The sequence below is a fragment of the Streptomyces sp. NPDC025273 genome, from assembly GCF_040638585.1.
GTDB lineage: Bacteria > Actinomycetota > Actinomycetes > Streptomycetales > Streptomycetaceae > Streptomyces > Streptomyces cinereorectus.
The window spans coordinates 20828-43655 of the sequence record NZ_JBEZYP010000015.1 but is presented as its reverse complement, the minus strand read 5'-3'; the positions used below and the strand labels follow the sequence as shown (position 1 = coordinate 43655).

General features: G+C 71.3%; 20 protein-coding genes and 2 pseudogenes. 9 read left to right on the top strand and 13 right to left on the bottom strand.

Features of this window, described 5'->3' with window-relative positions; all coding sequences use genetic code 11:
- Positions 1-9 precede the first annotated feature (9 nt).
- Together AB0F38_RS23360 and pdhA (AB0F38_RS23355) are read right to left on the bottom strand one after the other, a co-directional pair.
- Positions 10-990, bottom strand: a complete 981-nt coding sequence (locus tag AB0F38_RS23360) for an alpha-ketoacid dehydrogenase subunit beta (protein ID WP_361896601.1) — start codon at positions 988-990, stop codon at positions 10-12.
- A 2-nt stretch (positions 991-992) separates the two neighbouring features.
- Positions 993-2141, bottom strand: coding sequence for a pyruvate dehydrogenase (acetyl-transferring) E1 component subunit alpha (pdhA, locus tag AB0F38_RS23355; protein WP_361896599.1), 1149 nt, complete (start codon positions 2139-2141; stop codon positions 993-995).
- Positions 2142-2487: 346 nt separating this feature from the next.
- Here pdhA (AB0F38_RS23355) and AB0F38_RS23350 point away from each other — a divergent pair, with 346 nt between their 5' ends.
- The 3 genes from AB0F38_RS23350 (at position 2488) to AB0F38_RS23340 (ending at position 4841) form a co-directional block, all read left to right on the top strand.
- Complete coding sequence (locus AB0F38_RS23350; RefSeq protein WP_361896596.1) at positions 2488-3147, top strand: response regulator transcription factor; 660 nt, start codon at positions 2488-2490, stop codon at positions 3145-3147.
- A gap of 175 nt (positions 3148-3322) precedes the next feature.
- Positions 3323-3760: a pyridoxamine 5'-phosphate oxidase family protein gene (locus tag AB0F38_RS23345; protein ID WP_361896593.1), complete on the top strand. Its 438-nt coding sequence runs from the start codon at positions 3323-3325 to the stop codon at positions 3758-3760.
- Positions 3761-3785: 25 nt separating this feature from the next.
- Positions 3786-4841, top strand: a complete 1056-nt coding sequence (locus AB0F38_RS23340; RefSeq protein WP_361896590.1) for a phosphotransferase — start codon at positions 3786-3788, stop codon at positions 4839-4841.
- A gap of 13 nt (positions 4842-4854) precedes the next feature.
- Here AB0F38_RS23340 and AB0F38_RS23335 read toward each other — a convergent pair whose 3' ends face one another.
- Positions 4855-6459, bottom strand: coding sequence for a protein kinase (locus tag AB0F38_RS23335; protein ID WP_361896587.1), 1605 nt, complete (start codon positions 6457-6459; stop codon positions 4855-4857).
- 292 nt (positions 6460-6751) lie between these two features.
- Between AB0F38_RS23335 and AB0F38_RS23330 the strand changes: the two genes are divergently transcribed.
- The 3 genes from AB0F38_RS23330 to AB0F38_RS23320 all read left to right on the top strand — a co-directional run bounded on the left by AB0F38_RS23330 (position 6752) and on the right by AB0F38_RS23320 (position 10256).
- Positions 6752-8395, top strand: a complete 1644-nt coding sequence (locus AB0F38_RS23330; RefSeq protein ID WP_361896585.1) for a protein kinase — start codon at positions 6752-6754, stop codon at positions 8393-8395.
- A 139-nt stretch (positions 8396-8534) separates the two neighbouring features.
- Complete coding sequence (locus AB0F38_RS23325; protein ID WP_361896582.1) at positions 8535-9026, top strand: hypothetical protein; 492 nt, start codon at positions 8535-8537, stop codon at positions 9024-9026.
- Positions 9027-9707: 681 nt separating this feature from the next.
- Positions 9708-10256 (top strand): bacterial proteasome activator family protein, encoded by a 549-nt coding sequence (locus tag AB0F38_RS23320; RefSeq protein WP_361896579.1) that lies wholly within the window; start codon positions 9708-9710, stop codon positions 10254-10256.
- A 155-nt stretch (positions 10257-10411) separates the two neighbouring features.
- Here the strand turns inward: AB0F38_RS23320 and AB0F38_RS23315 are convergent, their stop codons facing one another.
- The 5 genes from AB0F38_RS23315 to AB0F38_RS23295 all read right to left on the bottom strand — a co-directional run bounded on the left by AB0F38_RS23315 (position 10412) and on the right by AB0F38_RS23295 (position 16329).
- Entirely contained in the window at positions 10412-11398 is a 987-nt protein-coding gene (locus AB0F38_RS23315; RefSeq protein WP_361896576.1) for an NAD(P)H-quinone oxidoreductase, read from the bottom strand.
- Positions 11399-11434: 36 nt separating this feature from the next.
- Positions 11435-12601, bottom strand: coding sequence for a potassium channel family protein (locus AB0F38_RS23310; protein ID WP_361896573.1), 1167 nt, complete (start codon positions 12599-12601; stop codon positions 11435-11437).
- Positions 12559-14226, bottom strand: a complete 1668-nt coding sequence (locus tag AB0F38_RS23305) for a molybdopterin molybdotransferase MoeA (RefSeq protein WP_361896571.1) — start codon at positions 14224-14226, stop codon at positions 12559-12561. The genes AB0F38_RS23310 and AB0F38_RS23305 overlap by 43 nt, the downstream gene beginning before the upstream one ends.
- Entirely contained in the window at positions 14223-15098 is an 876-nt protein-coding gene (locus AB0F38_RS23300; RefSeq protein ID WP_361896568.1) for an NTP transferase domain-containing protein, read from the bottom strand. Before AB0F38_RS23300 ends, AB0F38_RS23305 begins: the two co-directional genes overlap by 4 nt.
- 271 nt (positions 15099-15369) lie before the next feature.
- Complete coding sequence (locus AB0F38_RS23295) at positions 15370-16329, bottom strand: dihydrolipoamide acetyltransferase family protein (RefSeq protein ID WP_361896884.1); 960 nt, start codon at positions 16327-16329, stop codon at positions 15370-15372.
- Between AB0F38_RS23295 and AB0F38_RS23290 the strand changes: the two are divergent.
- Positions 16313-16396 (top strand): annotated as a pseudogene (locus AB0F38_RS23290) (hypothetical protein); the annotation flags it as partial. The gene AB0F38_RS23295 and the pseudogene AB0F38_RS23290 sit on opposite strands and share 17 nt — an antisense overlap.
- A gap of 116 nt (positions 16397-16512) precedes the next feature.
- On the opposite strand, the pseudogene AB0F38_RS23285 reads toward AB0F38_RS23290, so the two are convergent.
- The 3 genes and pseudogenes from AB0F38_RS23285 to pdhA (AB0F38_RS23275) all read right to left on the bottom strand — a co-directional run.
- Positions 16513-16731 (bottom strand): annotated as a pseudogene (locus tag AB0F38_RS23285) (biotin/lipoyl-containing protein); the annotation flags it as partial.
- A complete protein-coding gene (locus AB0F38_RS23280) occupies positions 16731-17762 on the bottom strand; it encodes an alpha-ketoacid dehydrogenase subunit beta (protein ID WP_361896565.1) in 1032 nt (343 codons plus the stop codon). The gene AB0F38_RS23280 and the pseudogene AB0F38_RS23285, both read right to left, overlap by 1 nt.
- Positions 17759-18913 carry a pyruvate dehydrogenase (acetyl-transferring) E1 component subunit alpha gene (pdhA, locus tag AB0F38_RS23275; protein WP_361896562.1) on the bottom strand — a complete coding sequence of 385 codons (1155 nt, stop codon included), beginning with the start codon at positions 18911-18913 and terminating at the stop codon, positions 17759-17761. The genes AB0F38_RS23280 and pdhA (AB0F38_RS23275) overlap by 4 nt, the downstream gene beginning before the upstream one ends.
- Positions 18914-19123: 210 nt before the next feature.
- Between pdhA (AB0F38_RS23275) and AB0F38_RS23270 the strand changes: the two genes are divergently transcribed.
- Positions 19124-19645 (top strand): Lrp/AsnC family transcriptional regulator, encoded by a 522-nt coding sequence (locus AB0F38_RS23270; RefSeq protein WP_361896559.1) that lies wholly within the window; start codon positions 19124-19126, stop codon positions 19643-19645.
- A gap of 63 nt (positions 19646-19708) precedes the next feature.
- Here AB0F38_RS23270 and AB0F38_RS23265 read toward each other — a convergent pair whose 3' ends face one another.
- Complete coding sequence (locus AB0F38_RS23265) at positions 19709-20302, bottom strand: TetR/AcrR family transcriptional regulator (RefSeq protein WP_361896556.1); 594 nt, start codon at positions 20300-20302, stop codon at positions 19709-19711.
- A gap of 123 nt (positions 20303-20425) precedes the next feature.
- On the opposite strand from AB0F38_RS23265, the gene paaN reads away from it, so the two are divergent.
- The gene (gene paaN, locus AB0F38_RS23260) at positions 20426-22126 is read left to right on the top strand and encodes a phenylacetic acid degradation protein PaaN (protein ID WP_361896553.1); all 1701 of its coding nucleotides are present in this window, start codon (positions 20426-20428) and stop codon (positions 22124-22126) included.
- Between the two features lie 41 nt (positions 22127-22167).
- On the opposite strand, the gene AB0F38_RS23255 is transcribed toward paaN, so the two are convergent.
- On the bottom strand, positions 22168-22809 hold the full coding sequence (locus AB0F38_RS23255; RefSeq protein ID WP_361896881.1) for a TrmH family RNA methyltransferase: 642 nt from the start codon (positions 22807-22809) through the stop codon (positions 22168-22170).
- Between the last annotated feature and the right edge of the window lie 19 nt (positions 22810-22828).

The following is a 22828-nucleotide window of genomic DNA, read 5'->3' as shown; positions in this document are numbered from 1 at the left end:
AACCTCTCCTCAGTACGCCAGCGAGCGGTCGACGGCGTCGAGCACCCGGTCGAGACCCGGCAGGTACTCGTCCTCGAGCCGGGCCGGCGGATACGGAACGTGGTAGCCGCCGACCCTCAGCACCGGTGCTTCGAGGTGGTAGAAGCAGCGTTCGGTGATCCGGGCGGCGATCTCCGCCCCGGAGCCGTAGAACACCGGCGCCTCGTGGACCACCACGAGCCGGCCGGTCTTCTCGACGGACGTCTGTACGGTGTCGAAGTCGATCGGGGACATCGACCGCAGGTCCAGGACCTCCAGCGACTTGCCCTCCTCCTGCGCGGCCGCGGCCGCCTCCAGGCAGACCTTCACCATCGGGCCGTACGCGACGAGCGTGAGGTCGGAGCCCTCGCGGGCCACGGCGGCCTTGTGCAGGGGCCCGGGGATGGACTCGGTGTCGAGCTCCCCCTTGTCCCAGTAGCGCCGCTTCGGCTCGAAGAAGATGACCGGGTCGTCGCTCTGCACGGCCTGCTGCATCATCCAGTACGCGTCGCTCGCGTTCGAGGGCGAGACGACCTTCAGGCCCGCCACGTGCGCGAAGAGCGCCTCGGGCGACTCGCTGTGGTGCTCCACGGCCCCGATGCCGCCGCCGTACGGGATGCGGACGACGACCGGCAGCTTGATCTTGCCGAGGGCGCGGGCGTGCATCTTGGCGAGCTGCGTGACGATCTGGTCGTACGCGGGGAAGACGAATCCGTCGAACTGGATCTCGACCACCGGGCGGTAGCCGCGCAGGGCCAGGCCGATGGCCGTCCCGACGATGCCGGACTCGGCGAGCGGGGTGTCGATGACCCGGTCCTCGCCGAAGTCCTTCTGCAGCCCGTCCGTGATCCGGAAGACCCCGCCGAGCTTGCCGACGTCCTCACCCATGATGAGGACCTTGGGGTCGGTGTCGAGAGCCTTGCGCAGCGACTCGTTGAGCGCTTTCGCAAGGGACATCTTTTCCATGGCCATGGCTAGTTGCCCTCCTCGGCGAACGATGCCTGGTAGGCGGCGAACTGGGCGCGCTCCTCGTCGACGAGCGGGCTGCCGTCGGCGTAGGCGTGGTCGAAGATCGCCAGCCGGTCCGGGTCGGGCATGGCCCGCACCGCTTCACGGACCCGCTTGCCGAGGGTCTCGCTCTCCTCCTCCAGCGCGGTGAAGTACGCCGCGTCGGCGAGGCCCTGCTTCTCGAGGTACGCACGCAGCCGCAGGATCGGGTCCTTGGCCTCCCATGCCGCACGCTCCTCGTCCGCCCGGTACTTGGTCGGGTCGTCGGAGGTGGTGTGGGCACCCATGCGGTAGGTGAACGCCTCGACGAGGGTCGGCCCCTCGCCCCGGCGGGCACGCTCCAGCGCCGACCTGGTGACGGCCAGGCACGCCAGTACGTCGTTGCCGTCGACCCGGACACCAGGGAAGCCGAAGCCCTGTGCGCGCTGGTAGAGCGGCACTCGCATCTGCTTCTCCGTCGGCTCGGAGATGGCCCACTGGTTGTTCTGGCAGAAGAACACGACGGGCGCGTTGTAGACGGCGGAGAAGGTGAAGGCCTCCGCGACGTCGCCCTGGCTGGAGGCTCCGTCACCGAAGTACGCGATCACGGCCGAGTCCGCACCGTCCTTGGCGACGCCCATGGCGTAGCCGGTGGCGTGCAGGGTCTGCGAGCCGATGACGATCGTGTACAGGTGGAAGTTGTTCGTGGTGGGGTCCCAGCCGCCGTGGTTCACGCCGCGGAACATCCCGAGCAGATTGGTCGGGTCCACCCCCCGGCACCAGGCCACGCCGTGCTCCCGGTAGGTCGGGAAGACGTAGTCGTCGTCGCGCAGCGCCCGGCCGGAGCCGATCTGCGCGGCCTCCTGACCCAGCAGCGAGGCCCACAGGCCCAGCTCGCCCTGGCGCTGGAGCGCGGTGGCCTCGGCGTCGAAGCGGCGGGTCAGAACCATGTCCCGGTAGAGACCGCGCAGCTCGTCACCGCTCAGGTCGATCTGGTAGTCCGGGTGCTCGACGCGCTCGCCCTCCGGCGTCAGCAGCTGAACCAGCTGCGGCTCGGAACTCTGTGGCGTCTTCGCGGCGCTGGTCCGCTTACTGCTGCGTCGCGGTTTGCGCGCTGCAGTGCTCTCCACGGTCACGTGCGTGCTCCTCCGTCGGTCCGGCCCCCGGGATGGCCGGGAACCAGTGCGGCTCGCCTGTGTCCGGACCCGTGCACGGGGTGGGTGCCGCTCGGCCGGGAACAGGCGTGACAGGTGCCCCGGCGAACGCCCTGTCATAGGCACGTTACCCAGTGCATCGCATAACTGCGAAACACCTTGTGACCTGCAATTTTGCTTGGATTTCCAAGTAAATCGCAATAACCGCGAACTTCTGCTGGTCACAGCACTGGCAACGGCCTCGCAGGCCGCCGGAACAACGGCACGTTATCCCGGGCGGCAGCGCCAGGGAAGGGCAGACAGGAAAGGAGTATGTGAGACTGCGATTGTGCGCGAAGAAGGAAAAATCACCGTATTCCTGCTCGATGACCATGAAGTCGTCCGGCGCGGCGTTCATGAGCTGCTCTCCGTCGAGGAGGACATCGAGGTCGTCGGCGAGGCCGGTACGGCGGCGGACGCGCTCGTGCGGATCCCGGCGACACGGCCGGATGTGGCCGTCCTCGACGTGCGGCTGCCCGACGGGAGCGGGGTGGAGGTCTGCCGCGAGGTCCGCTCGAAGGACGAGAACATCAGATGCCTGATGCTCACCTCGTACGCCGATGACGAGGCCCTCTTCGACGCGATCATGGCGGGCGCGTCCGGATACGTACTGAAGGCGATCCGCGGCAGCGAGCTGCTCAATGCCGTACGGGACGTGGCGGCCGGGAAGTCCCTGCTGGATCCGGTGGCCACCGCGCGCGTGCTGGAACGGCTCCGTGAGGGGAAGGACGGAAAGGGCGACGACCGGCTCGCCGGCCTGACCGACCAGGAGCGCAGGATCCTCGACCTGATCGGCGAGGGGCTGACGAACCGGGTGATCGGCGAGCGGCTGCACCTCGCCGAGAAGACCATCAAGAACTACGTCTCCAGCCTGCTCGCCAAGCTGGGCATGGAGCGGCGCTCGCAGGCGGCGGCGTACGTGGCCCGGCTGCAGGCGGAAAAGCGCTAGCGGCGCGGACGGTTCCGGGCAGAGACGCGCCGAGCGGCGCGGTCCGGTTCAGGGCCGGGACACACCGAGCCGCGCGGGCTGGTCCCGCCGCTGCGGACACCCGGGACCTTCGTCCCCGTCCTGACGGTCGGCGGACCCTTCCGGGGCTCCTGACAGGTGCCGGAGAGTGGAGCGCATGCCCTTTCCCCGCCCCTCCGACGAACTCCGCGCCATCGAGCTCCTCGGCCGCGTCCGCTACGGCCGGCTGGCCACCAGCATGCGGGCCCTGCCCTTCCTGGCCGTGGCCCGTCACCTGGTGATCGAGGGCCGGATCGTCCTGCGGACGCACCGCGGGCTCGGCTGTCACGAGTCCTGCGACGGAAGCGTCGTCGCGTACGGGGCGGATAACTTCGGCTCCCCCGCGGTCACCGCACCCGACGGCTTCGAGGACGAGGACCCCTGGGCGGTGCAGGTCACCGGCCTCGCCGAGATCGTGCACCCCGACTCCGGCCGACGGGAACTCTTCGGCACCGGCCCGTCCGAGGTGAACGGTGAACCCTTCGACCCGGTATTCCTCCGGCTCGAGCCGCACGTGATCCATATGCACACTTCGACTTTCGAAGCAAGTCAGTAAAACCAGCCACACAGCGTCACCTAACATGTGGCGAGTGCTGCGCTCATCTGTGACCTTTTCACCTGTTCCTCCGGTCGGCGAGGTCCTGCGCCGCTATCCGGGTGCCGGTGAACCTCTCGCCTGCGAGCCCCTCACCAAGGGCCTGCTCAACCACGGTTACCGGGTATCCACGACCCGTGGCTCGTACTTCCTCAAGCACCACCTCGACAAGCACCACCTGGACGACGCCAGCGGGGACCACGACACCATCGTCCGGCAGCACCGCGCCACCCAGCAGCTGCACACCCTCGGCGTGCCGGTGGCCCCGCCCCTCGCGGACACGGAGGGTGACACGGTCACGGTGATCGGCGGGGGGTGCTACGCCCTGCACCCCTGGGTGGACGGCCTCCACCGCGACGGCGCCCAGCTCACGACCGCCGAATCGCGACGGCTCGGGGCGCTCCTCGGAGCCGTACACACAGGACTGGAGCAGGTCATGGAGGCGGACCCGCCGCCTCCCGTACGGGGTCAGAGCCCCGATCCCGCCGACACGTTCGCCCTGATCGACGACCTGCTGGCGTCCGCGCGCGGCATGGGTCCACGGGACGCGTTCGACGAGCTCGCCGTGCACCGCCTCGTCGAGCGCCGTGCCTTGCTGGAACAGCACGCGCACCGGCGCCCGCCGACGCCCGGGGAGCCCGCGCGGGGGTGGGTGCACGGCGACTTCCATCCGCTGAACCTGCTCTACCGGGGCGCGGACCCGGTCGCGATCGTGGACTGGGACCGGCTCGGCGTGCAGCCGCGGGCGGAGGAGGCGGTGCGGGCCGCCGCGATCTTCTTCGTCCGGCCGGACGGGGAACTGGCGCTGGAGAAGGTGCGGGCGTACGCCCGCGCCTACCGGCGGTCGGCCGGCGCGGGGGCGGCCGAGCTGGCCGCCGCGGTGCACCGGGTGTGGTGGGAGCGGCTCAACGACTTCTGGATACTGCGCTGGCGCTACCGCCTGCACGACCGCAGGGCCGACCCGCAGTTCCCTGCGGTGTCGGCCCTGGCGGTGTGGTGGACGCGCGAGTACGAGGCGGTCGGCGAGGCCTTCACGGGGTGAGGGCCCGCGACGGCTACGGGGTGGTACCGGTGGTGGTGCTCCCCCCGGCAGCGCCTGCCGGGGTACCGGTGGTGCCTCCGTCGGTGGTCCCCTCGGTCGTCGTTCCCGTGTCGCCGGTGGTTCCGCCGTCGCCGGTGGTTCCGCCGTCAACGGTCCCGCCGTCGTCGCCGGTCCCGCCGTCCGTCGTCGTGCTGCCGCCGTCACTCGTGCCCGGATCCGGCGACGACGGGGTCTCCGAGGGCTCCTCGGACGGCTCGGTCGGGGTGTCCGAGGGCACCCAGGTCGGCTCCTTGGTGGGCCAGTTCTGACCGCCCGTGGAGCTCTCCGGCGCCTCGGTCTCCTCCGTCTCGTCGTCCGTCGGCTCCGGCGAGGAATCCGACCGGGACGGGGAGACGGAGGAGGAGGGAGCCGTCGGCGTCTTCTTGTTGCCGCCGTCGTCCGCCGCGTTCACGGCGAACGCGACGCCCGCGCCGATCGCGACGAGGGCGAGCACGACGAACAGCCACATCTTTCCGCGGCCGCCCCCGTCGCGGTGGCCGCCGGCGTACGCGCCGTCGTCGGGGTTCATCGGCGGCAGGATCGGGCCCTGCGAGGTGTCCCCGTGCATCGGGTGGCCCATGGCCGCCGTACCGCCGCCGATGTTCATCACGGCCGTGTGGCCGCTGTCGCTCATCGCGACCGGACCCGTGTTCCACGTGCCGGTGTGCCCGCCCTGGACCTGCAGCATCTGCAGGCTGTACTGGACGAGGCCGCGCATCTCCTCGGCGCTCTGGAACCGGTCGTCCGGGTCCTTCGCGAGCGAGCGCATGACCATGCCGTCCAGCTCCGGCGGTACGCTCCCGGCGACCTCGGAGGGCGGGACCGGGATGTCCTGGACGTGCTGGTACACCACGGACAGCGGGGTCTCGCCGGTGAACGGGGGCCGCAGGGCCAGCAGTTCGTAGAGCAGGCAGCCGGTGGCGTACAGGTCGGAACGGTGGTCGACCGCCTTGCCGAGCGCCTGTTCGGGGGAGAGGTACTGGGGCGTGCCCATGACCATGCCGGTCTGGGTCATCGTCGACTGCGCGCCGTGCAGCGCACGGGCGATGCCGAAGTCCATCACCTTGACCGCACCGGAATGCGTGATGATCACGTTCGCCGGCTTGATGTCACGGTGCACGATGCCGTGCTGGTGCGAGTACGCGAGCGCTTCCAGCACACCCGAGACGATGATCAGCGCCTGCTCGGGCGGCGGTGCCTCGGCACTGACCAGCAGCTCGCGGATGGTCCGGCCCTCGACCAGCTCCATCACGATGTACGGCACGGTCGCGCCGCCCACGACGTCCTCGCCGGAGTCGTACACGGCGACGATCGCATGGTGGTTGAGTCCCGCGACCGACTGCGCCTCGCGCGTGAAGCGGGCCTTGGAGACCGGATCCTCGGCGAGATCGGAACGCAGGAGCTTCACCGCGACCGTGCGCCCCAGACGGACGTCCTCCGCGGCGAAGACCTCGGCCATACCGCCGCGGCCCAGCCGGTGGGTCATGCGGTAACGGCCGTCCCCGACCACACCGCCGACGATCCCGGAATCGGTGCCATCCGAGAATCCGCCGCCGTTTGCTTCGGGTTCGGGTGCCATCAGTCCTCGCCGTCGTTTCTGTCCGCGCGTCCGCGGGTTCTCACGGTGCCTTGCTGCATTGCCACGTCACGCTACAGCCTCTGACGGACCCACCTGTTCCGAGCGGGACGGGTCATCCAATCGGCTGGCGTGCCGGACACGCAAATTACATGCGGTTCCTGTAACGCTTCCGAGACGCTTCTTGTGCGTAGGGTCACGGAACGGGCACCTGGCTTGACGTGTCGGACCCCTCGGGCAGACTTGGCCCGTACGAGGGATCATCGCGTCCGTGGGCGCCGAGGGGGAGCAAGTCATGAGCCAGGACGGCGCACACGGCGCACAGGGGCGCTACGCGGGCGGTTCCGTGGCCGGTGGCCGCTACCAGCTGCGCGACCTGCTCGGCGAGGGCGGGATGGCATCCGTCTATCTCGCGTACGACTCCGCGCTCGACCGCCTGGTGGCCATCAAGACGCTGCACACCGAGCTGGGACGCGAGCAGTCCTTCCGCGAGCGGTTCCGGCGAGAGGCGCAGGCCGTCGCCAAGCTGCAGCACACGAACATCGTCTCGGTGTTCGACACCGGTGAGGACGAGCTCGGCGGCGCGCTGATGCCGTACATCGTCATGGAGTACGTCGAGGGGCAGCCGCTCGGCTCGGTGCTCCAGTCCGACATCCGGAACCACGGCGCGATGCCGGCCGACAAGGCGCTCAAGGTGACGGCCGACGTGCTCGCCGCCCTGGAGACCAGTCACGAGATGGGCCTGGTCCACCGCGACATCAAGCCCGGCAACGTGATGGTGACCAAGCGCGGCGTCGTGAAGGTCATGGACTTCGGCATCGCCCGCGCCATGCAGTCGGGGGTCACGTCGATGACCCAGACGGGCATGGTCGTCGGCACCCCCCAGTACCTCTCCCCCGAGCAGGCGCTGGGCCGCGGCGTGGACGCGCGGTCCGACCTCTACTCGGTCGGCATCATGCTCTTCCAACTGCTCACCGGACGCCTTCCGTTCGACGCGGACTCGCCGCTCGCCATCGCGTACGCGCATGTGCAGGAGGAGCCGGTCGCGCCGTCCAGCATCAACCGTTCGATCACTCCCGCGATGGACGCACTCGTCGCACGCGCGCTCAAGAAGAACCCGAACGAGCGCTTTCCCAGTGCCGCGGCGATGCAGGACGAGATCGCCCGCGTGCTGAACGCGGGCGGCCACGCGGGCGCTCCGGTGATCATCGGCGGGAGCGCGGCGGCGAACAGTGGGTCGGGCGTCGGCTCGGCGGTCTTCCCGCCCGTCGACCAGACCGCTCCGGCACCCCACGGCGTGCACACGCCGTACCAGCCGTATCCGGGAACCCACCAGCAGCACCAGCCGGGCCCCTACGCGTCGCCGGCCCCCACGCCCACGCCGGGTTACGGCTACCCGCAGACGGCCCAGCCGTACGGCACCCAGGCGCCCCTCGCGCACCAGCCGGCGCCCTACACGATGTCCCCCCGGTCCACGGCGGTCACGGGCGGCAACGGCCGCTCCAAGCGCAACCTCCCGGTCATCGTGGGTTCGATCGTGGTGGCCCTGCTGGCGATCGGCGGCCTGATCGGCTTCCTGTCCATGGACGACGGGACGGACCCCGGCAAGGGCGACGATCCCAGCACCGGCGAATCGGTCGCGGCGGGCGAGCACAAGCCGCCGGAGCGGAACCGGACGATGGACACCGAGGACTGCACGGACGCGATGGAGGACACGGACGACCCGCAGAAGGTGCTGGCGCCGAGCTTCGTCTACAAGGACATCCTCTCGGCGAAGGAGTGTGCCCTCGCCGCGGGCTGGACCGTCAAGGAGATCGAGGAGCCGGGCAACACCTACGCCGAAGGACAGGTCATCGGTCAGTTCCCGTCCGCCGGCACGGCTGTCGCGGAGCGCGGCACCCACTTCGAGCTGAAGGTCTCCACCGGCGACCCGGCCTGACGTCGTTCGCGGGTGGTTCCGTCCCTGACCGGCTCTGTTCGCGGCCGACCTCGTTCGTGACCGGCCCTGTCGTGGGCTGACTCCGGCGGTCGGGCGCATCCAGGATGCCGGACATATCGGGGCGTGTGACGCTGATCTCATGCCCCCAGGACTTCTGGTCTCACGGTCGTCGCGATGCGTGGCCTGTCTGGTGATGGCGGCCGGAATGGCACTCGGGCCGACAGCCGGGGCGTACGCGTCCGGCCGGCCGGACGCGGCCCGCTCCGCACCCGGTCCGTCGCACGGGCCCGCGGGATCCCCGTCGCCCTCGGCGGAGGAGTCCGAGTCCGCCATGGCCGGGAGGCAGGCCGGGGAGGGCCGGGCACGGCCCGGACGGTCACTGTCACCGGCTGAGCTCGCCGCCTCCGAGGCCTCGGCCGACGAGGTACCGCCCGGGGCGGACCCCGGCAGGGTGCCCGCGTTCACCCCTCCGCCCGACGCGTTCCCCGAACCCGGTCGGACCGCCCGTCAGCGCCAGGCCCTGGACGAGCCCGCCGTGCGGCAGGTCCAGCAGGTGTCCCTCGGCAGCGGAATCGCTCTGGTCGGTCTGGGGCTGGGGTTCCTGGCGCTCCGCATGCGCCGCATGAGCTGACGGCGAAGACACGTGCGTCCGGTGTGCGGACCGGCTCGGACCGCACACCCAGGACCAGGGCGGTTTCCACACCGTCGCGCACACCCCGGCAGGCGCCGGGCAGCAGGCGGTGTCGGCCGCGTTCGCGCAGACCGGGGACGCAGCCCGCCTTCCGCCGGATACGGGCCGGGCTCCCGGGACGAGGACGTGGTGCGGCCGGTCCTCGCCCTGCTCGCGGGCGTGGTGACCCTGGGCGCCGCCGCCCTCACGACCGGTCTCGCCGAGGCCGACCGTCCTCACCGCGCCCGGCGCGGACGTACGACGTACGCTCGCCGGCTTCCAGTGCCTGGTGGTCGCGCTCGCGGGTGTGCCGCTCGGCACGGTGACAGGCATCGTGCCCGCGGTGCCGCCGCGCCTGACCGACCTGCGCGAGGCGAGGGAGCCCATGGGGCGCGGAGCCGATGGACTCCGCGTACACGCCGATCGTTGCGCCGTGGGAGACCATCGGACTGCCGGCCCCGGGCCTACCGGGCCCGGCCGGGCTGCTCGCCGCCCGCATGCGCCGGGTCACGGCTGACGCTGACCCGCCGCACGGGGTGAGGGCCTGCCGCCGGCACGCGTTCCGGCGCCCAGGAGAGGGTGGATCATCCCTTCCCGGGGGCACTACCGCGGTGCGCGGCAGGTGTACGAGACAATGTCGGTATGGAGATGCCGAGGAATGACCGGTCGCAGGAGCACCCCCAGGTCCTCGTGGTGGGGCAGGACGGAATGGCTATCGGCGGCGGTGGCAGTGACGACACGTCGCGCGAGGTCCCGGTGACGGAGATGGTCGAACAGCCCGCGAAGGTCATGCGCATCGGCAGCATGATCAAGCAGCTTCTGGAAGAGGTCAGGGCGGCTCCTCTCGATGAGGCGAGCCGGGTCCGGCTCAAGGAGATCCACGCGAGCTCGGTGAAGGAGCTCGAGGACGGCCTGGCGCCGGAACTGGTCGAGGAGCTGGAACGGCTCTCGCTGCCGTTCACCGAGGAGTCCGTGCCGTCCGAGGCCGAGCTGAGGATCGCGCAGGCCCAGCTGGTCGGCTGGCTGGAGGGCCTGTTCCACGGCATCCAGACGGCGCTGTTCGCCCAGCAGATGGCCGCCCGCGCGCAGCTGGAGCAGATGCGCCGCGCCCTGCCCGCGGGTGCGGGCCACGAGGGCGAGGAAGGCGGCACGGACCCGCACGGTCCGGCACGCTCCGGTCCGTATCTGTAACACCCTCGGTCTGCGACGGCAGCACGCGTACGGCGGCCCGGCACACCTGGTGTGCCGGGCCTCTGCGCGTACGGCCGGTCCACGTACGGCGGGCCGCTCCGGCGCCTGGCCGCCGGGGCCGCTCAGGAGAGGCCGTCCGTGGCCGGGCTTCCCAGTCAGGCCGTCGGAGCGAGCAGGAGCACCTTGCCGATGTGGGCGCTGGACTCCAGCACCCGGTGGGCCTCCGCCGCGTCCGGCATCGGCACCGTACGGTCCACGACCGGCCGGACGACACCCTCGCCGATCAGCGGCCAGACGTGTTCGCGTACCGCGGCGATGATCGCGGACTTCTCCGCGAGCGGACGTCCGCGCAGGGACGTGGCCGTGACGGCCGCGCGCTTGCTCAACAGGGCGCCCAGGTTCAACTCGCCCTTGACACCACCCTGGAGGCCGATGATCGCGAGGCGGCCGTTCACCGCCAGGGCCCGTACGTTGCGGTCCAGGTACTTCGCCCCGACGATGTCGAGGATGACGTCCGCCCCCGCACCGTCCGTCGCCTTGCGCAGCTCCTCGACGAAGTCCTGCTCGCGGTAGTCGATGAGGATGTCGGCACCGAGCTCCTGGCAGCGTGCCAGCTTCTCGGGCCCGCCGGCGGTCACCGCGACGCGCGCACCGACGGCCTTCGCGAGCTGGATCGCCATCGTGCCGATGCCGCTGGACCCACCGTGCACCAGCAGGGTCTCGCCGGGGCGCAGATGGGCCACCATGAAGACGTTGGACCAGACCGTCGCTGTCACCTCGGGCAGCGCGGCGGCAACCGCCAGGTCCACACCGTCGGGCACGGGCAGCAGCTGGCCGGCCGGAACGGCCACCTTCTCCGCGTACCCGCCACCCGCCAGCAGCCCGCACACCTCGTCGCCCACCGACCACCCGGCCGCCCCCGGGCCGAGGGCCGCGACGCGCCCCGCGCACTCCAGGCCGGGGTAGGGCGAGGCGCCGGGCGGTGGGTTGTAGAAGCCCTGCCGCTGCAGGACGTCGGCACGGTTGACCGCGCTGGACACGACCTCGACGAGGACCTCGCCCTCGCCGGGTACGGGATCGGGGACCTCGGCCCATACGAGCGCCTCGGGGCCACCGGGTTCGGGGATCGTGATCGCATGCATGGCGGCGAGGCTACTCCGTGCGGGCCCCGACGGCCGTCAGGCCTGCGAGTTGCCGTCCTTCCCGGGCCGCTGGCCGGACTGCGGCAGATGGTTCGCCTGCGGAGCATGGATCGGCGAGGCCCGCACGATCGTGATCACCCGGTCCGTCAACTGCAGGGGGCTGGCCGCCGGATCGTCGTATCCCATCAGCCGGTGACCGCGCAGCACGCTGACCACCAGGTCGTCGGTCTCCCGGACGCTCTTGCCCACCTCGGCCTTTATCACCGGCCGTTCGACGAGGTCGAGTCCGCTGCCCTGCTGGATGAGGTCCTCCATCACCGTGCCCGCGCTCGGGCTGAGGACGGAAAGGCCCAGCAGACGGCCCGCCGCGCTCGCGCTGGTGATCACGGCGTCGGCACCGGACTGCCGGAGCAGCGGTGCGTTCTCCTCCTCGCGCACAGCGGCGACGATCTTCGCGCCCCGGTTGAGCTGACGCGCGGTCAGCGCCACCAGTACGGCGGTGTCGTCGCGCTGGGTCGCGATGATGATCTGACGCGCCTTCTGGACCTCGGCCCTCAGCAGCACATCGCTGCGCGTGGCATCGCCCAGCACACCGACGAACCCTTCGCCGTTGGCGGCTTCGATCACCTTGCCCGCGGGGTCGACGATGACGATCTGTTCCTTCTTCAGACCGGTGGCACAGAGTGTCTGGATCGCCGAGCGGCCCTTCGTGCCGAAGCCGACGACAACGGTGTGTTCACGCAAGTTCGTTCTCCAACGGTTCAGCCGGAAGTCCTCCCGGGTCCGCTCCGTCAGGACCTCGAGGGTGGTGCCGACCAGGATGATCAGGAAGAGCACGCGCAACGGCGTCACGAGCAACACGTTGACCAGCCGGGCCGGGTCGCTGTACGGGACGATGTCGCCGTATCCGGTCGTCGACAGCGTCACCGTCGCGTAGTAGACGGCGTCGAGGAAGTCGACCTTCCCGTCGGCGTTGTCGTGGTAGCCGCTGCGATCCGCCCAGACGATGAAGACCGTGGTCGCCAGCACGGTCAGAGCCATCGCGAGACGCTTGGCCACCTGGCGCAGCGGTCTGTCGATCACCCGTCGGGGCAGGAGCACCCGAGTGGGGACGACGTACTCGTCCGCGCGCCTGGCCATCGCGTCGTGGCCGGGAAGTTTCACGTGAAACACCCTTCCGTCCACGGCGTCGCCGAGGCCCACGGTAGATCGAGGATCTCCACCTCGGTGCCGGACCGTACCCCGCCCGGCGGCACAACGGCCAGTCCGTCAGCGGCGGCGATGCCCCGCAGCATGGCGGGGCCGTTGTAGTGCAGGGCCATGACGCTGTCCCCGCGGTGAACCACGGGGACGAGCCGGGTGTCGCGCGGATGTCCGTGCACCGCTTCACGCACGGGCACACGGTACGGATCCTGAGCGGGTCGTCCGGCGATCCCGCGGAGCAGGGGCTCCGCCAGTGTGAGCAGTCCGGACACGGCGGCCAGGGGGTTGCCGGGCAGCCCCACCAGGTAGGGGCCGCCGTCGGTGAGCCGGGCCAGGAGCATGGGGTGGCCGGGGCGCACGGCCACCCCGTCGACGAGCAGTTCGGCCCCGGTACCGGCCAGGACGGGGTGCACGTGGTCGACGGGGCCTGCGGCGGTCCCGCCCGTGGTGAGGATCAGATCGGCGTCGGAGGTGGTGAGGGCCTTCCGGAGCGCTCCGGCGTCGTCGCCGAGGCGTCGGGGGTCGGAGACGTCGGCACCCAGCGACCGGAGCCAGGGGCCCAGCATGGGACCCAGGGCGTCCCGGATGAGCCCGTCGTGCGGAAGCCCGCCGGTGAGGAGCTCGTCGCCGAGCACGAGGACGTCCACCCGGGGACGGGGTACGGCGACGAGGGCGTCGTAGCCCGCGGCCGCGGCCAGTCCGAGAACGGGCGGGGTCACCAGTGTCCCGACGGGCAGGAGCCGGTCACCGGAACGGCACTCCTGCGCGCGGGGCCGGATGTCCTGTCCTGGGACCACTTCGTGGGCGGCGTGCAGCAGCCCCTCGGCCACGTCGGTGCGTGCGTGCTCGCTCCGGACGACGGCGGTGGCATCCGCCGGGATCCGGGCACCGGTGGCGATGCGTACCGCCTCGCCATCGAGGAGCGGTCGCGCCGCACCACGTCCGGCGAGGAGTTCTTCGCCGTCCCGTACGTTCCAGGGACCGGGCCCGGCGACGACCCATCCGTCCATGGCGGAGGTGTCGAAGGACGGCAGGTCGGTGAGCGCCACCACGGCCTCGGCCAGGACGTGTCCGAGCGCCCGGTCCAGGGGGAGCCGGTGGGCGGCGCGGGGGGCGGCACGGCCGAGACGCTCGGCCAGGGCGCGCGCCTCGCGCCAAGGCGTGGCGTGGGCACGGTGAGCCATCGGCGTCGGCGATGCCGCCGGCGGCCGGCCCGGAGGGTTCGGGGTGCCCGGGGCACTCGGGGGAGCGCCGGTGGGGTTGGGTGTGGGGCTGGGCGTGGGGGTGGGCGTCCGGCCCGGCGTCGGCGACGAGGTCCGGGCCGGTCTGCCGGTTCCGTCGTCCCGGCCCGGGAGGTGCCCGGCCGGTGGGAGGTGCCCGGCCGGTGGGAGGTGCCCGGCCGGTGCCTGGCGGCCCACGAGAGCAAGGGCCTGCTCGACGGCCCGTTCCTCCTCGGCCGCCCGCTCTTCCTCGGCAGTCCGGAGCTCCTGGGCCGCCCCGATCTCAGCGGCCGTCAGCGACGGGGGCCGGCCGGACAGGCCTGGGCTCGCGGCCGAGGCGTCCGGTCCGCGGGCAGGTCCGCCCGCGGACAGGGGCCCGGCGGCCTCACCTCCGGGAGTCGTCATGGTGAGCCGGTTCCGCTACCGGTCTCCGTCTCTTCCTCCCACCGGAGAGCGAGCGCGGTGGCCTTGCGGGCTGCCTCCGCGACCGCTTCGGCGGCGGCTTCCGGGCTCTTCCCACTGCTCGCCGTCGCCGCCGCGTACCCGACCAGGAAGGTGGTCAGCGGCGCGGCAGGCCTTGCGACGCCGTGCGCGGCATCACGGGCGAGATCGAGGAGGACGCCGGTGTCGACGTCGAGCTCGATGCCCAGTTCGTTCTTGACTGCGGTGATCCATTCATCCAGCACGGTCCCATGCTCCCTGATCCGCGCCCTGGCGGCAGCAACGTCTTCCCAGGTGTCGCAGTCGAACGAGGCGAGGGGGTCCGCCTCCACCCGGGCCAGTTCCAGTTCGGCGGTCAGCAGCCGCAGCGGGAGACCGGCGAGACTGCCGTGTTCGGTGGCGAGGAGTGCGAGCTCCCGCCGGAGCGGCTCGCCGCGGTAGACGGCGACCAGCGGCTGGTCCCGCCCGTCCGGATCTCTGCACAACGCACCTTCGTGGGCTCCCGTTCCCGCGGCAGCCAGCAACGAACGGACCGTTTGCTCCCCCAGGAACGGCAGATCCGCGGAGAGCACGAGAACGCTCTCCGCGGTCGTGTGCCGCACCCCGGCCCCCAGTGCGGCCAACGGGCCGCCCCGCTCGGGTGCTTCGCGGGTCCAGATCACCGGGCGCACGGTGGGACGGCGCCCGCCCACCACCACGGTGGTCCCGGCGTCGGCACAGACGGCGAGCACCCGGTCGAGAAGTGCGCGCCCACCCACCCTGAGTCCTGGCTTGTCGGCTCCCCCGAGCCGCTTCGCGGCCCCTCCGGCAAGAACGATGGCGTCATACGCGGTCATGCCCCGAGTATGCGTGCCACCCGCCTCCGCTGATTCCCCCGGGGCGGTACTCACCGGCAGTCCCGCGGCGAAGGACCCTGCCGCGGAGGCCCCCACCATGGATGGACGGCCGGCCGACGGATCCGGCCGGCCGTCCCTGTGCCCGCACGCCCACGCTGCGCCCAGGCACCACATCCGCGCTTCGCGTCCACGCGTCGCACCCACGCGTCGGATCTGCCCGCCGCCCCCGTGCGTCGCCCCTCATGCGTCGCATCTGCGCGGCAGGAGGCGGTTACAGCGTGCGCAGAAGCACCGCGGGCTGTTCCACGCAGTCGGCCACGTACCGGAGGAAGCCTGCCGACGTGCCACCGTCGCAGACCCTGTGATCGAAGGTGAGCGAGAGCTGGACGACCTGGCGCACCGCCAGCTCCCCCTGGTGCACCCAGGGCTTGGGGACGATCCGCCCGACCCCGAGCATCGCCGCCTCCGGGTGGTTGATGATCGGTGTCGAGCCGTCGACGCCGAACACCCCGTAGTTGTTCAGCGTGAAGGTCCCGCCGGTCAGCTGTGCCGGGGTGAGTTTCCCCGCCCGGGCAGCCTCGGTCAGCCGGGCGATCTCCGCACCGATCGACTCCACATTCCGGGAGTGCGCGTCCCGTACGACCGGGACCATCAGACCCCGCTCCGTCTGGGCGGCGAAGCCGAGATGGACCTCCGGAAGCCGCACGATCTCCCGGGCCTCGGTGTCCACAGTGGAGTTGAGATCGGGGAACCGGGCCAGAGCCGCCGTGCAGATGCGGGCCAGCAGAGCGAGCACCGACACCTTGGGCGCCGCCGCAGAACCGGCCCCGTTCATCGCGGCCCTCGCCGCCATCAGTTCGGTGGCATCGGCGTCGACCCAGCACGTGGCCTCGGGAATCTCCCGCCGGCTGCGCGCCAGCTTGTCGGCGACCGCTCCCCGGACCCCGCGCAGGGGGATCCGTTCACCCGCGGAAGCCGAGACCGGCCGGGCCACAGGTGCTGCGACAGCCGAGACCTTCTCGTCCGCGGCCCTGATCGCCGATTCGACATCGGTGCGCAGGATCAGCCCGTCCCGGCCCGATCCCACGACCTGGTGGAGATCGAGACCGTGCTGCCGCGCCAGCTTCCGTACCAGGGGGGAGACGACCGCCACGGGCCCCCGCGTCTGATGAGCACCGTCAACCGGCGCCGAAACCGGGGAAACAGCCGGAACCGGAGCCGGAACCGCCACCGGAGCCGCCGCGACCGGTGCGGGCCTGATCCTGCGGCGGCGTGCGGCGGGTGCGCCCGTGCCGTAACCGACCAGCACGTTGCCGGACGACTCGGCTTCCTCCGCAGCACCGGCACCGGAAGGCGCACCGGAGGCCGGCTGCCCCGTCCCCGGCTCCGTCCCGACCGCCACCGTCAGCAGCGGAGCACCCACCGGAAGCTCCGCACCCTCCTCGCCGAACCTCGCCGTCACCACGCCCCCGTAGGGGCACGGCACCTCCACCATCGCCTTGGCCGTCTCGACCTCGACGACCGGCTGGTCGATGGCGACGACATCGCCGACCTCCACCAGCCAGCGCACGATCTCTGCCTCGGTCAGCCCCTCGCCGAGGTCCGGCAGCTTGAATTCGAGCACCTGCGCCATCAGCTCTCGGCCTCCCACTGAAGACGGGCCACCGCGTCGAGCACGCGGTCGACGCCCGGCAGGTGATGCCGCTCCTGCATCGGCGGCGGATACGGGATGTCGAAGCCGGCCACACGCAGCACCGGCGCCTCCAGGTGGTGGAAGCACCGCTCGGTGACCCGGGCCGCGATCTCGCCGCCCGGACCGCCGAAGCCGGAGGACTCGTGGACGACCACGGCACGCCCCGTGCGCCGTACGGACGCGGCAACGGTCTCGTCGTCGAACGGAACCAGCGAGCGCAGGTCGACGACCTCGAGATCCCAGCCCTCGGCCGTGGCCGCTTCCGCAGCCTCCAGGCACACCGGCAGGGAAGGTCCGTAGGTGATCAGGGTCGCACTGCGCCCGGAGCGGCGGACGACGGCCCGCCCGATCGGCTCGACCGCCGCGGGCGCGTCCGGGGACCAGGCCGCCTTCGACCAGTAGAGCCGCTTGGGCTCCAGGAAGACCACCGGATCGTCGGAGGCGATCGACGCCCTCAGCAGCCCGTACGCGTCGTCGACGGTGGCCGGCATGACGACGTGCAGGCCGGGCGTCGCCATGTAGTAGGCCTCCGAGGAGTCGCTGTGGTGCTCGACCCCGCCGATCCCGCCGCCGTACGGCACCCGCACCGTGATCGGCAGAGGCATGGCGCCCCGGGTGCGGTTGCGCATCTTGGCCACATGGCTGATCAGCTGCTCGAACGCCGGATAGGCGAACGCGTCGAACTGCATCTCCACGACGGGCCGCAGCCCGTACATCGCCATGCCGACCGCCGCGCCAAGGATTCCGGCCTCGGCCAGCGGCGTGTCCGTGCACCGGTCGTCGCCGAACTCCTTCGCCAGGCCGTCGGTGACGCGGAAGACCCCGCCGAGCGTTCCGACGTCCTCGCCGAGGACGTGCACGGTCGGGTCCTCGGCCATCGAGTCCCGGAGCGCCCGCCCGAGGGCCTGCGCCATGGTGGCCGGCTTGGCCCTGCCGGTCTGTTCGCCGGCCGCCGCCGCAACGGTGGTCATCGCCCTGCCTCCGCGCCGTTCTCGTCGTGCTCGGCGTCCAGCTCGACCCGCAGCCGGGCGGCCTGCTCGCGCAGCTGCCCGGTCTGTTCCTCGTAGACATGGGCGAACAGGTCCATCGGGTCGAGAACCGGATCGGCGTTCATCTGCTCACGCAGACCCGCCGCCATCCGCTCCGCCGCCTCCCGCACCGTCCTGATGCCGTCCTCGTCCAGCAGCCCGCGCCCCGTCAGCTCCCGTTCCAGCAGCAGGATGGGATCGTGTGCTCGCCACGCCTCCACCTCGCTGTCGACCCGGTAGCGGGTGGCGTCGTCCGCGTTCGTATGGGCGTCCATGCGGTATGTCACCGCTTCGACCAGCGTCGGCCCCTCGCCACGCCTGGCCCGTGCCACCGCCTCACCGAGCACCTCGTGCACCGCGGCCGCGTCGTTGCCGTCGACCAGCCGGCCCGGCATTCCGTACCCCACGGCCTTGTGGGCGAGCGACGGCGCAGCGGTCTGCTTGGCGAGCGGTACGGAGATCGCGAAGCCGTTGTTCTGCACGAGGAAGACCACGGGGGCCCGCCAGACGGCCGCGAAATTCAGTGCCTCGTGGAAGTCGCCCTCGCTCGTGCCACCGTCGCCGACCATGGCGAGCGCCACCACGTCGTCGCCCTTCAGCCGCGCCGCGTGCGCCAGACCGACAGCATGGGGCAACTGGGTGGCCAGCGGGGTGCAGAGCGGGGCGATGCGGTGCTCACGCGGGTCGTACCCCGTGTGCCGGTCCCCCCGGAGCAAGGTCAGCGCCTCGACCGGGTCCAGGCCTCGCGCCACGGCGGCGAGGGTGTCGCGGTAGCTGGGGAAGAGCCAGTCACGCTCCTCCAGCACGAGTGCCGCCGCGATCTCGCAGGCCTCCTGCCCGGTGCTCGACGGATACACCGCCAGGCGGCCCTGCTTGGTCAGGGCGGTGGCCTGGGCGTTGTACCGCCGGCCGCGCACCAGCTCGGCGTAGAGCCGCAGCAGGAGCCCGGGGTCCGCGCCGGCCGCGCCGTCCGTACCGAGCACGCGGTACGGCTCGGGGTCCGGGAGCAGCGGCGCGGGGTCGGTGAGCGGCTTCCAGGCCGGGGGCGGCGTGGGCCGGTAGGCGGCTGCGCCGGGCAGCTCTTGGACCGTCATGACAAGCACCTCCTGGCATCGAGATATATCGAGGGGTGTCGAAATCTGCAGGAATGTCGGGGCGTGGGCGGGCACCGGCGTGGTGTGCCTCACCTACCGATTGTTCGGTCGTCGGCGCAATTTGGCTACAGGCGCGGCCAGCCTGTGGACAAACGGTTCTCCACAGCCTGGGATAGGTACAGGTCGTCCACAACAGGGAGGCACGGGCAGATGACAGCTGAACAAATGGCCGACAGGGGCGGGGACCCCGGCCAGGTTCCGCCCGCGCGACCGCTGGACTCCATCGACCGGGCGATCCTCCGCATCCTGCAGACGGACGGCCGGGCCTCGATACGGGCCGTCGCCGAACGCGTCCACGTGTCACGGGCGAACGCGTACGCCCGGATCAACCGGCTGGTCGAGGACGGCGTGATCCGCGGCTTCAGCGCACGGGTGAATCACGAGCGGGCGGGGCAGGGAGCCTCCGCCTACATCACGCTGAAGATCGTCCAGAACTCCTGGCGCACCGTGCGCGAAGAGCTCCAGGCACTGCCGGGCGCCACCCACATCGCTCTGGTCAGCGGCGACTTCGACGTTCTGTTCCTGGTCCACACCCCGGACAACCGAGCCCTGCGTGAGCTGGTCCTGACCAGGATCCAGGCCATACCCGAGGTTCTCTCGACCCGCACCCTGCTGGTGTTCGAGGAGACCGACCTCGGCACCCGCCCGGACCGGCCCGCCGAGCTCACCTAGACCTCTGGACCCCGGCCCGCACGGATGGCCCGGCGGGCCGCGGCCGGCACACAGGGGGACGGCTCAGCGGCTGGCCCGCATGCCCTCGAAGGCCAGCTGGACGACCGTGTCGGCCAGCTGTTCCCGCTCCGAGGATCCGCCGGGCTGCGGGCGATACCACTCGACCAGGGAGTTGACCATCCCGAAGAGCAGCCGGGTGGCCATGCGTATGTCCACGTCGGCGCGGAGGTCTCCGTCCGCCACCGCGGCCTTGAGCAGCTCGGACACCCGCTGGTCGAACTCGCGCCGCCGCTCCAGGGCCCAGCGCTCGGTCTTCGTGTTGCCGCGCACGCGCAGCAGCAGCGTGACGTACGGCAGCTCGTCCATCAGCACCTCGACCGTCCGGCGCGTGACGTATTCGACCCGTGCGACCGCCCGTCCCCGCGTCGCGCCCGGCTCCTCGAGAATGCCGAACAGTCCGTCGAGCGCCCGGCTCACCGCTCGCCTCAGCAGCTCTTCCTTACCGGCCACATGGTGGTAGATGGACGACTTGGAGATGCCCGCCGCCCTGGAGAGGTGCTCCATGGACGTGCCGTCGTAGCCGCGCTCGTTGAAGACTCGGACAGCGACGGTGAGGAGGGTCTCCGGGGTGTACGTGTCCCGCTTGGCCGTGGTCATGAACGCGATCCTCCCCCATGAGTTGTCCACAGGTTTCCTGGGGCCCCTTGTCCCGACCGATCGTTCGGTTACTCTAACTCCGTCCGCACATCCCTGCCCGGCTCGACGAGGAGTTGGTCCGTCATGGCCGCCGAGCTTTCCCCCGAGAAGCTGTCCGAGACACACCGCCACACGCTCGACCAGGCCCTTGACGCGATCCGCACACGCGCCTACTGGTCCCCGCACCCCGAGCACCCCAAGGCCTACGGCGAGGGCGGCCTCCCCGGCAGCCTGGGCGCGGCCGACGGCAAGGCCGCGTTCGACGCCGTGCTGAACACCCGGCTCGATCTCGGCCAGCCCGGCACCGACGGCTGGACCGGCGGGGAGGTGTCGCCGTACGGGCCCGAGCTCGGCGTCGAGTACCCCCACGCCGACCTGGACGTCCTGCTCCCGGCGATGAGCGCGGGCATGGGTGCCTGGCGCGCGGCGGGACCCGAGACCAGGGCGCTGGTCTGCCTGGAGATCCTCGCCCGGATCAGTGCCCGAACCCATGAGCTGGCCCACGCCGTCATGCACACCAGCGGGCAGGCGTTCGTGATGGCGTTCCAGGCAGGCGGTCCGCACGCCCAGGACCGCGGCCTGGAGGCTGTGGCGTACGCGTACGAGGAGCAGATGCGGACGCCCCGGTCCGCCGACTGGTCGAAGCCGCAGGGAAAGCGCGACCCGCTGCGGCTGCACAAGTCGTACACGGCGGCCGGCCGGGGTGTCTCGCTGCTGATCGGCTGCAACACCTTCCCCACGTGGAACGGCTACCCGGGTCTCTTCGCCTCGCTGGCGACCGGGAACCCGGTCCTGGTCAAACCGCATCCCCGGGCGGTGCTGCCGCTCGCCCTGACGGTCCAGCTGGCACGCGACGTCCTGTCCGAGGCGGGCTTCGACCCGAATCTGGTCGCGCTCGCGGCGGAGCGGCCCGGTGAGGGCATCGCCAAGGCCCTGGCGGTACGGCCCGAGATCAAGATCATCGACTACACGGGCTCCACCGCCTTCGGCGACTGGCTGGAGGCCAACGCCCGGCAGGCCCAGGTCTACACGGAGAAGGCCGGCGTCAACACCGTCGTCATCGACTCCACGGACAACTACCGCGGCATGCTCTCCAACCTGGCCTTCTCGCTCTCCCTCTACAGCGGCCAGATGTGCACCACCCCGCAGAACCTCCTCATCCCCCGGGACGGCATCACGACCGACGCGGGCGCCAAGTCCTACGAGGACGTGGTGACGGACATCGCGGAGGCCGTCAACGGTCTTCTGGGCGACGACGCCCGGGCCAACGGACTGCTCGGCGCCCTGGTGAACCCGGACGTGAAGGCCCGTCTGGACAAGGCCGCGGATCTGGGCGACGTCGCCCTCGCCTCGCGCGCGGTGGCCAACCCCGACTTCCCCGACGCGGTGGTGCGTACACCGGTCATCGTGAAGCTCGACGGTACCGAGCCCGACGACGGGGCGGCCTACTTCTCGGAGTGCTTCGGCCCGGTCTCGTTCGCGGTCGCCGTCGAATCGACCGGTGCCGCTCTGGACCTACTGCGTCGCACGGTCCGGGAGAAGGGGGCGATGACCGTCGGCGCCTACACCACGTCGTCGGAGGTGGAGCAGGCGGTGGAAACCGTCTGCTTCGACGAATCGGCCCAGCTCTCGCTGAACCTCACGGGCGGGGTGTTCGTGAATCAGACCGCTGCGTTCTCCGACTTCCACGGCTCCGGCGGAAACCCGGCGGCCAACGCGGCACTGTGTGACGGGGCCTTCGTGTCCAACCGCTTCCGGGTGGTGGAGGTCCGCCGCCAGGCCTAGGAGGCCGCCGATGACCGGTGGAGCGGTCGCCGCTCCACCGGTCATCGGCCCTGTGGGGCTGGAATGTCCGCGTACCGCTGCACCCAGGCATGCATCGCGATGGCGGCCGCAGCACCGGCGTTGATCGACCGGGTGGAGCCGAACTGCGCGATCGAGCAGACGATCGAGGCGTGCGCGCGTGCTTCCTCCGTCAGGCCGGGACCCTCCTGCCCGAAGAGCAGCACACACCGCCGCGGCAGCTCCGTGCGCTCCAGCGGCACGGCCCCGGGAAGATTGTCGATACCGATGATCGGCAGCCCTTCTGCCTCCGCCCACGCGGTCAGGTCCGCCGTGCCGGGATGGTGCCGCACATGCTGGTAGCGGTCGGTGACCATCGCCCCCCGACGGTTCCAGCGGCGCCGCCCCACGATGTGGATCTCCTTGGCGAGGAAGGCGTTGGCCGTGCGTACGACCGACCCGATGTTGAAGTCATGGCCCCAGTTCTCCACCGCGACGTGGAAGTCGTGCCGCCGCAGATCGAGATCGGCGACGATCGCCTCCCGCGTCCAGTACCGGTAGGCGTCGCCCACGTTCCGCCGGTCACCCTGGGCGAGCAGCTCGGGGTCGTACCGCTCTCCCTCGGGCCAGGGCAGCGGATGCGGCCCGACACCGATCTCGGTGCCGTACCCGTCGTCGTACTGCATCGGATCCGTTGACGGATCG

Excerpts from the sequence above, each read along its gene's own strand:
- AB0F38_RS23265 (WP_361896556.1), bottom strand. The coding sequence starts at position 20,302 with ATGACCACGGCCAAGCGGGACACGTACACCCCGGAGACCCTCCTCACC.
- AB0F38_RS23280 (WP_361896565.1), bottom strand. The coding sequence starts at position 17,762 with ATGACCACCGTTGCGGCGGCGGCCGGCGAACAGACCGGCAGGGCCAAG.
- AB0F38_RS23345 (WP_361896593.1), top strand. The coding sequence starts at position 3,323 with ATGCCCTTTCCCCGCCCCTCCGACGAACTCCGCGCCATCGAGCTCCTC.
- paaN (WP_361896553.1), top strand. The coding sequence starts at position 20,426 with ATGGCCGCCGAGCTTTCCCCCGAGAAGCTGTCCGAGACACACCGCCAC.
- AB0F38_RS23305 (WP_361896571.1), bottom strand. The coding sequence starts at position 14,226 with ATGACGACTCCCGGAGGTGAGGCCGCCGGGCCCCTGTCCGCGGGCGGA.
- AB0F38_RS23315 (WP_361896576.1), bottom strand. The coding sequence starts at position 11,398 with ATGCATGCGATCACGATCCCCGAACCCGGTGGCCCCGAGGCGCTCGTA.
- AB0F38_RS23330 (WP_361896585.1), top strand. The coding sequence starts at position 6,752 with ATGAGCCAGGACGGCGCACACGGCGCACAGGGGCGCTACGCGGGCGGT.
- AB0F38_RS23340 (WP_361896590.1), top strand. The coding sequence starts at position 3,786 with ATGTGGCGAGTGCTGCGCTCATCTGTGACCTTTTCACCTGTTCCTCCG.
- AB0F38_RS23270 (WP_361896559.1), top strand. The coding sequence starts at position 19,124 with ATGACAGCTGAACAAATGGCCGACAGGGGCGGGGACCCCGGCCAGGTT.
- AB0F38_RS23300 (WP_361896568.1), bottom strand. The coding sequence starts at position 15,098 with ATGACCGCGTATGACGCCATCGTTCTTGCCGGAGGGGCCGCGAAGCGG.
- pdhA (WP_361896562.1), bottom strand. The coding sequence starts at position 18,913 with ATGACGGTCCAAGAGCTGCCCGGCGCAGCCGCCTACCGGCCCACGCCG.
- AB0F38_RS23325 (WP_361896582.1), top strand. The coding sequence starts at position 8,535 with ATGCCCCCAGGACTTCTGGTCTCACGGTCGTCGCGATGCGTGGCCTGT.
- AB0F38_RS23360 (WP_361896601.1), bottom strand. The coding sequence starts at position 990 with ATGGCCATGGAAAAGATGTCCCTTGCGAAAGCGCTCAACGAGTCGCTG.
- AB0F38_RS23255 (WP_361896881.1), bottom strand. The coding sequence starts at position 22,809 with ATGCAGTACGACGACGGGTACGGCACCGAGATCGGTGTCGGGCCGCAT.
- AB0F38_RS23335 (WP_361896587.1), bottom strand. The coding sequence starts at position 6,459 with ATGGCACCCGAACCCGAAGCAAACGGCGGCGGATTCTCGGATGGCACC.
- AB0F38_RS23320 (WP_361896579.1), top strand. The coding sequence starts at position 9,708 with ATGGAGATGCCGAGGAATGACCGGTCGCAGGAGCACCCCCAGGTCCTC.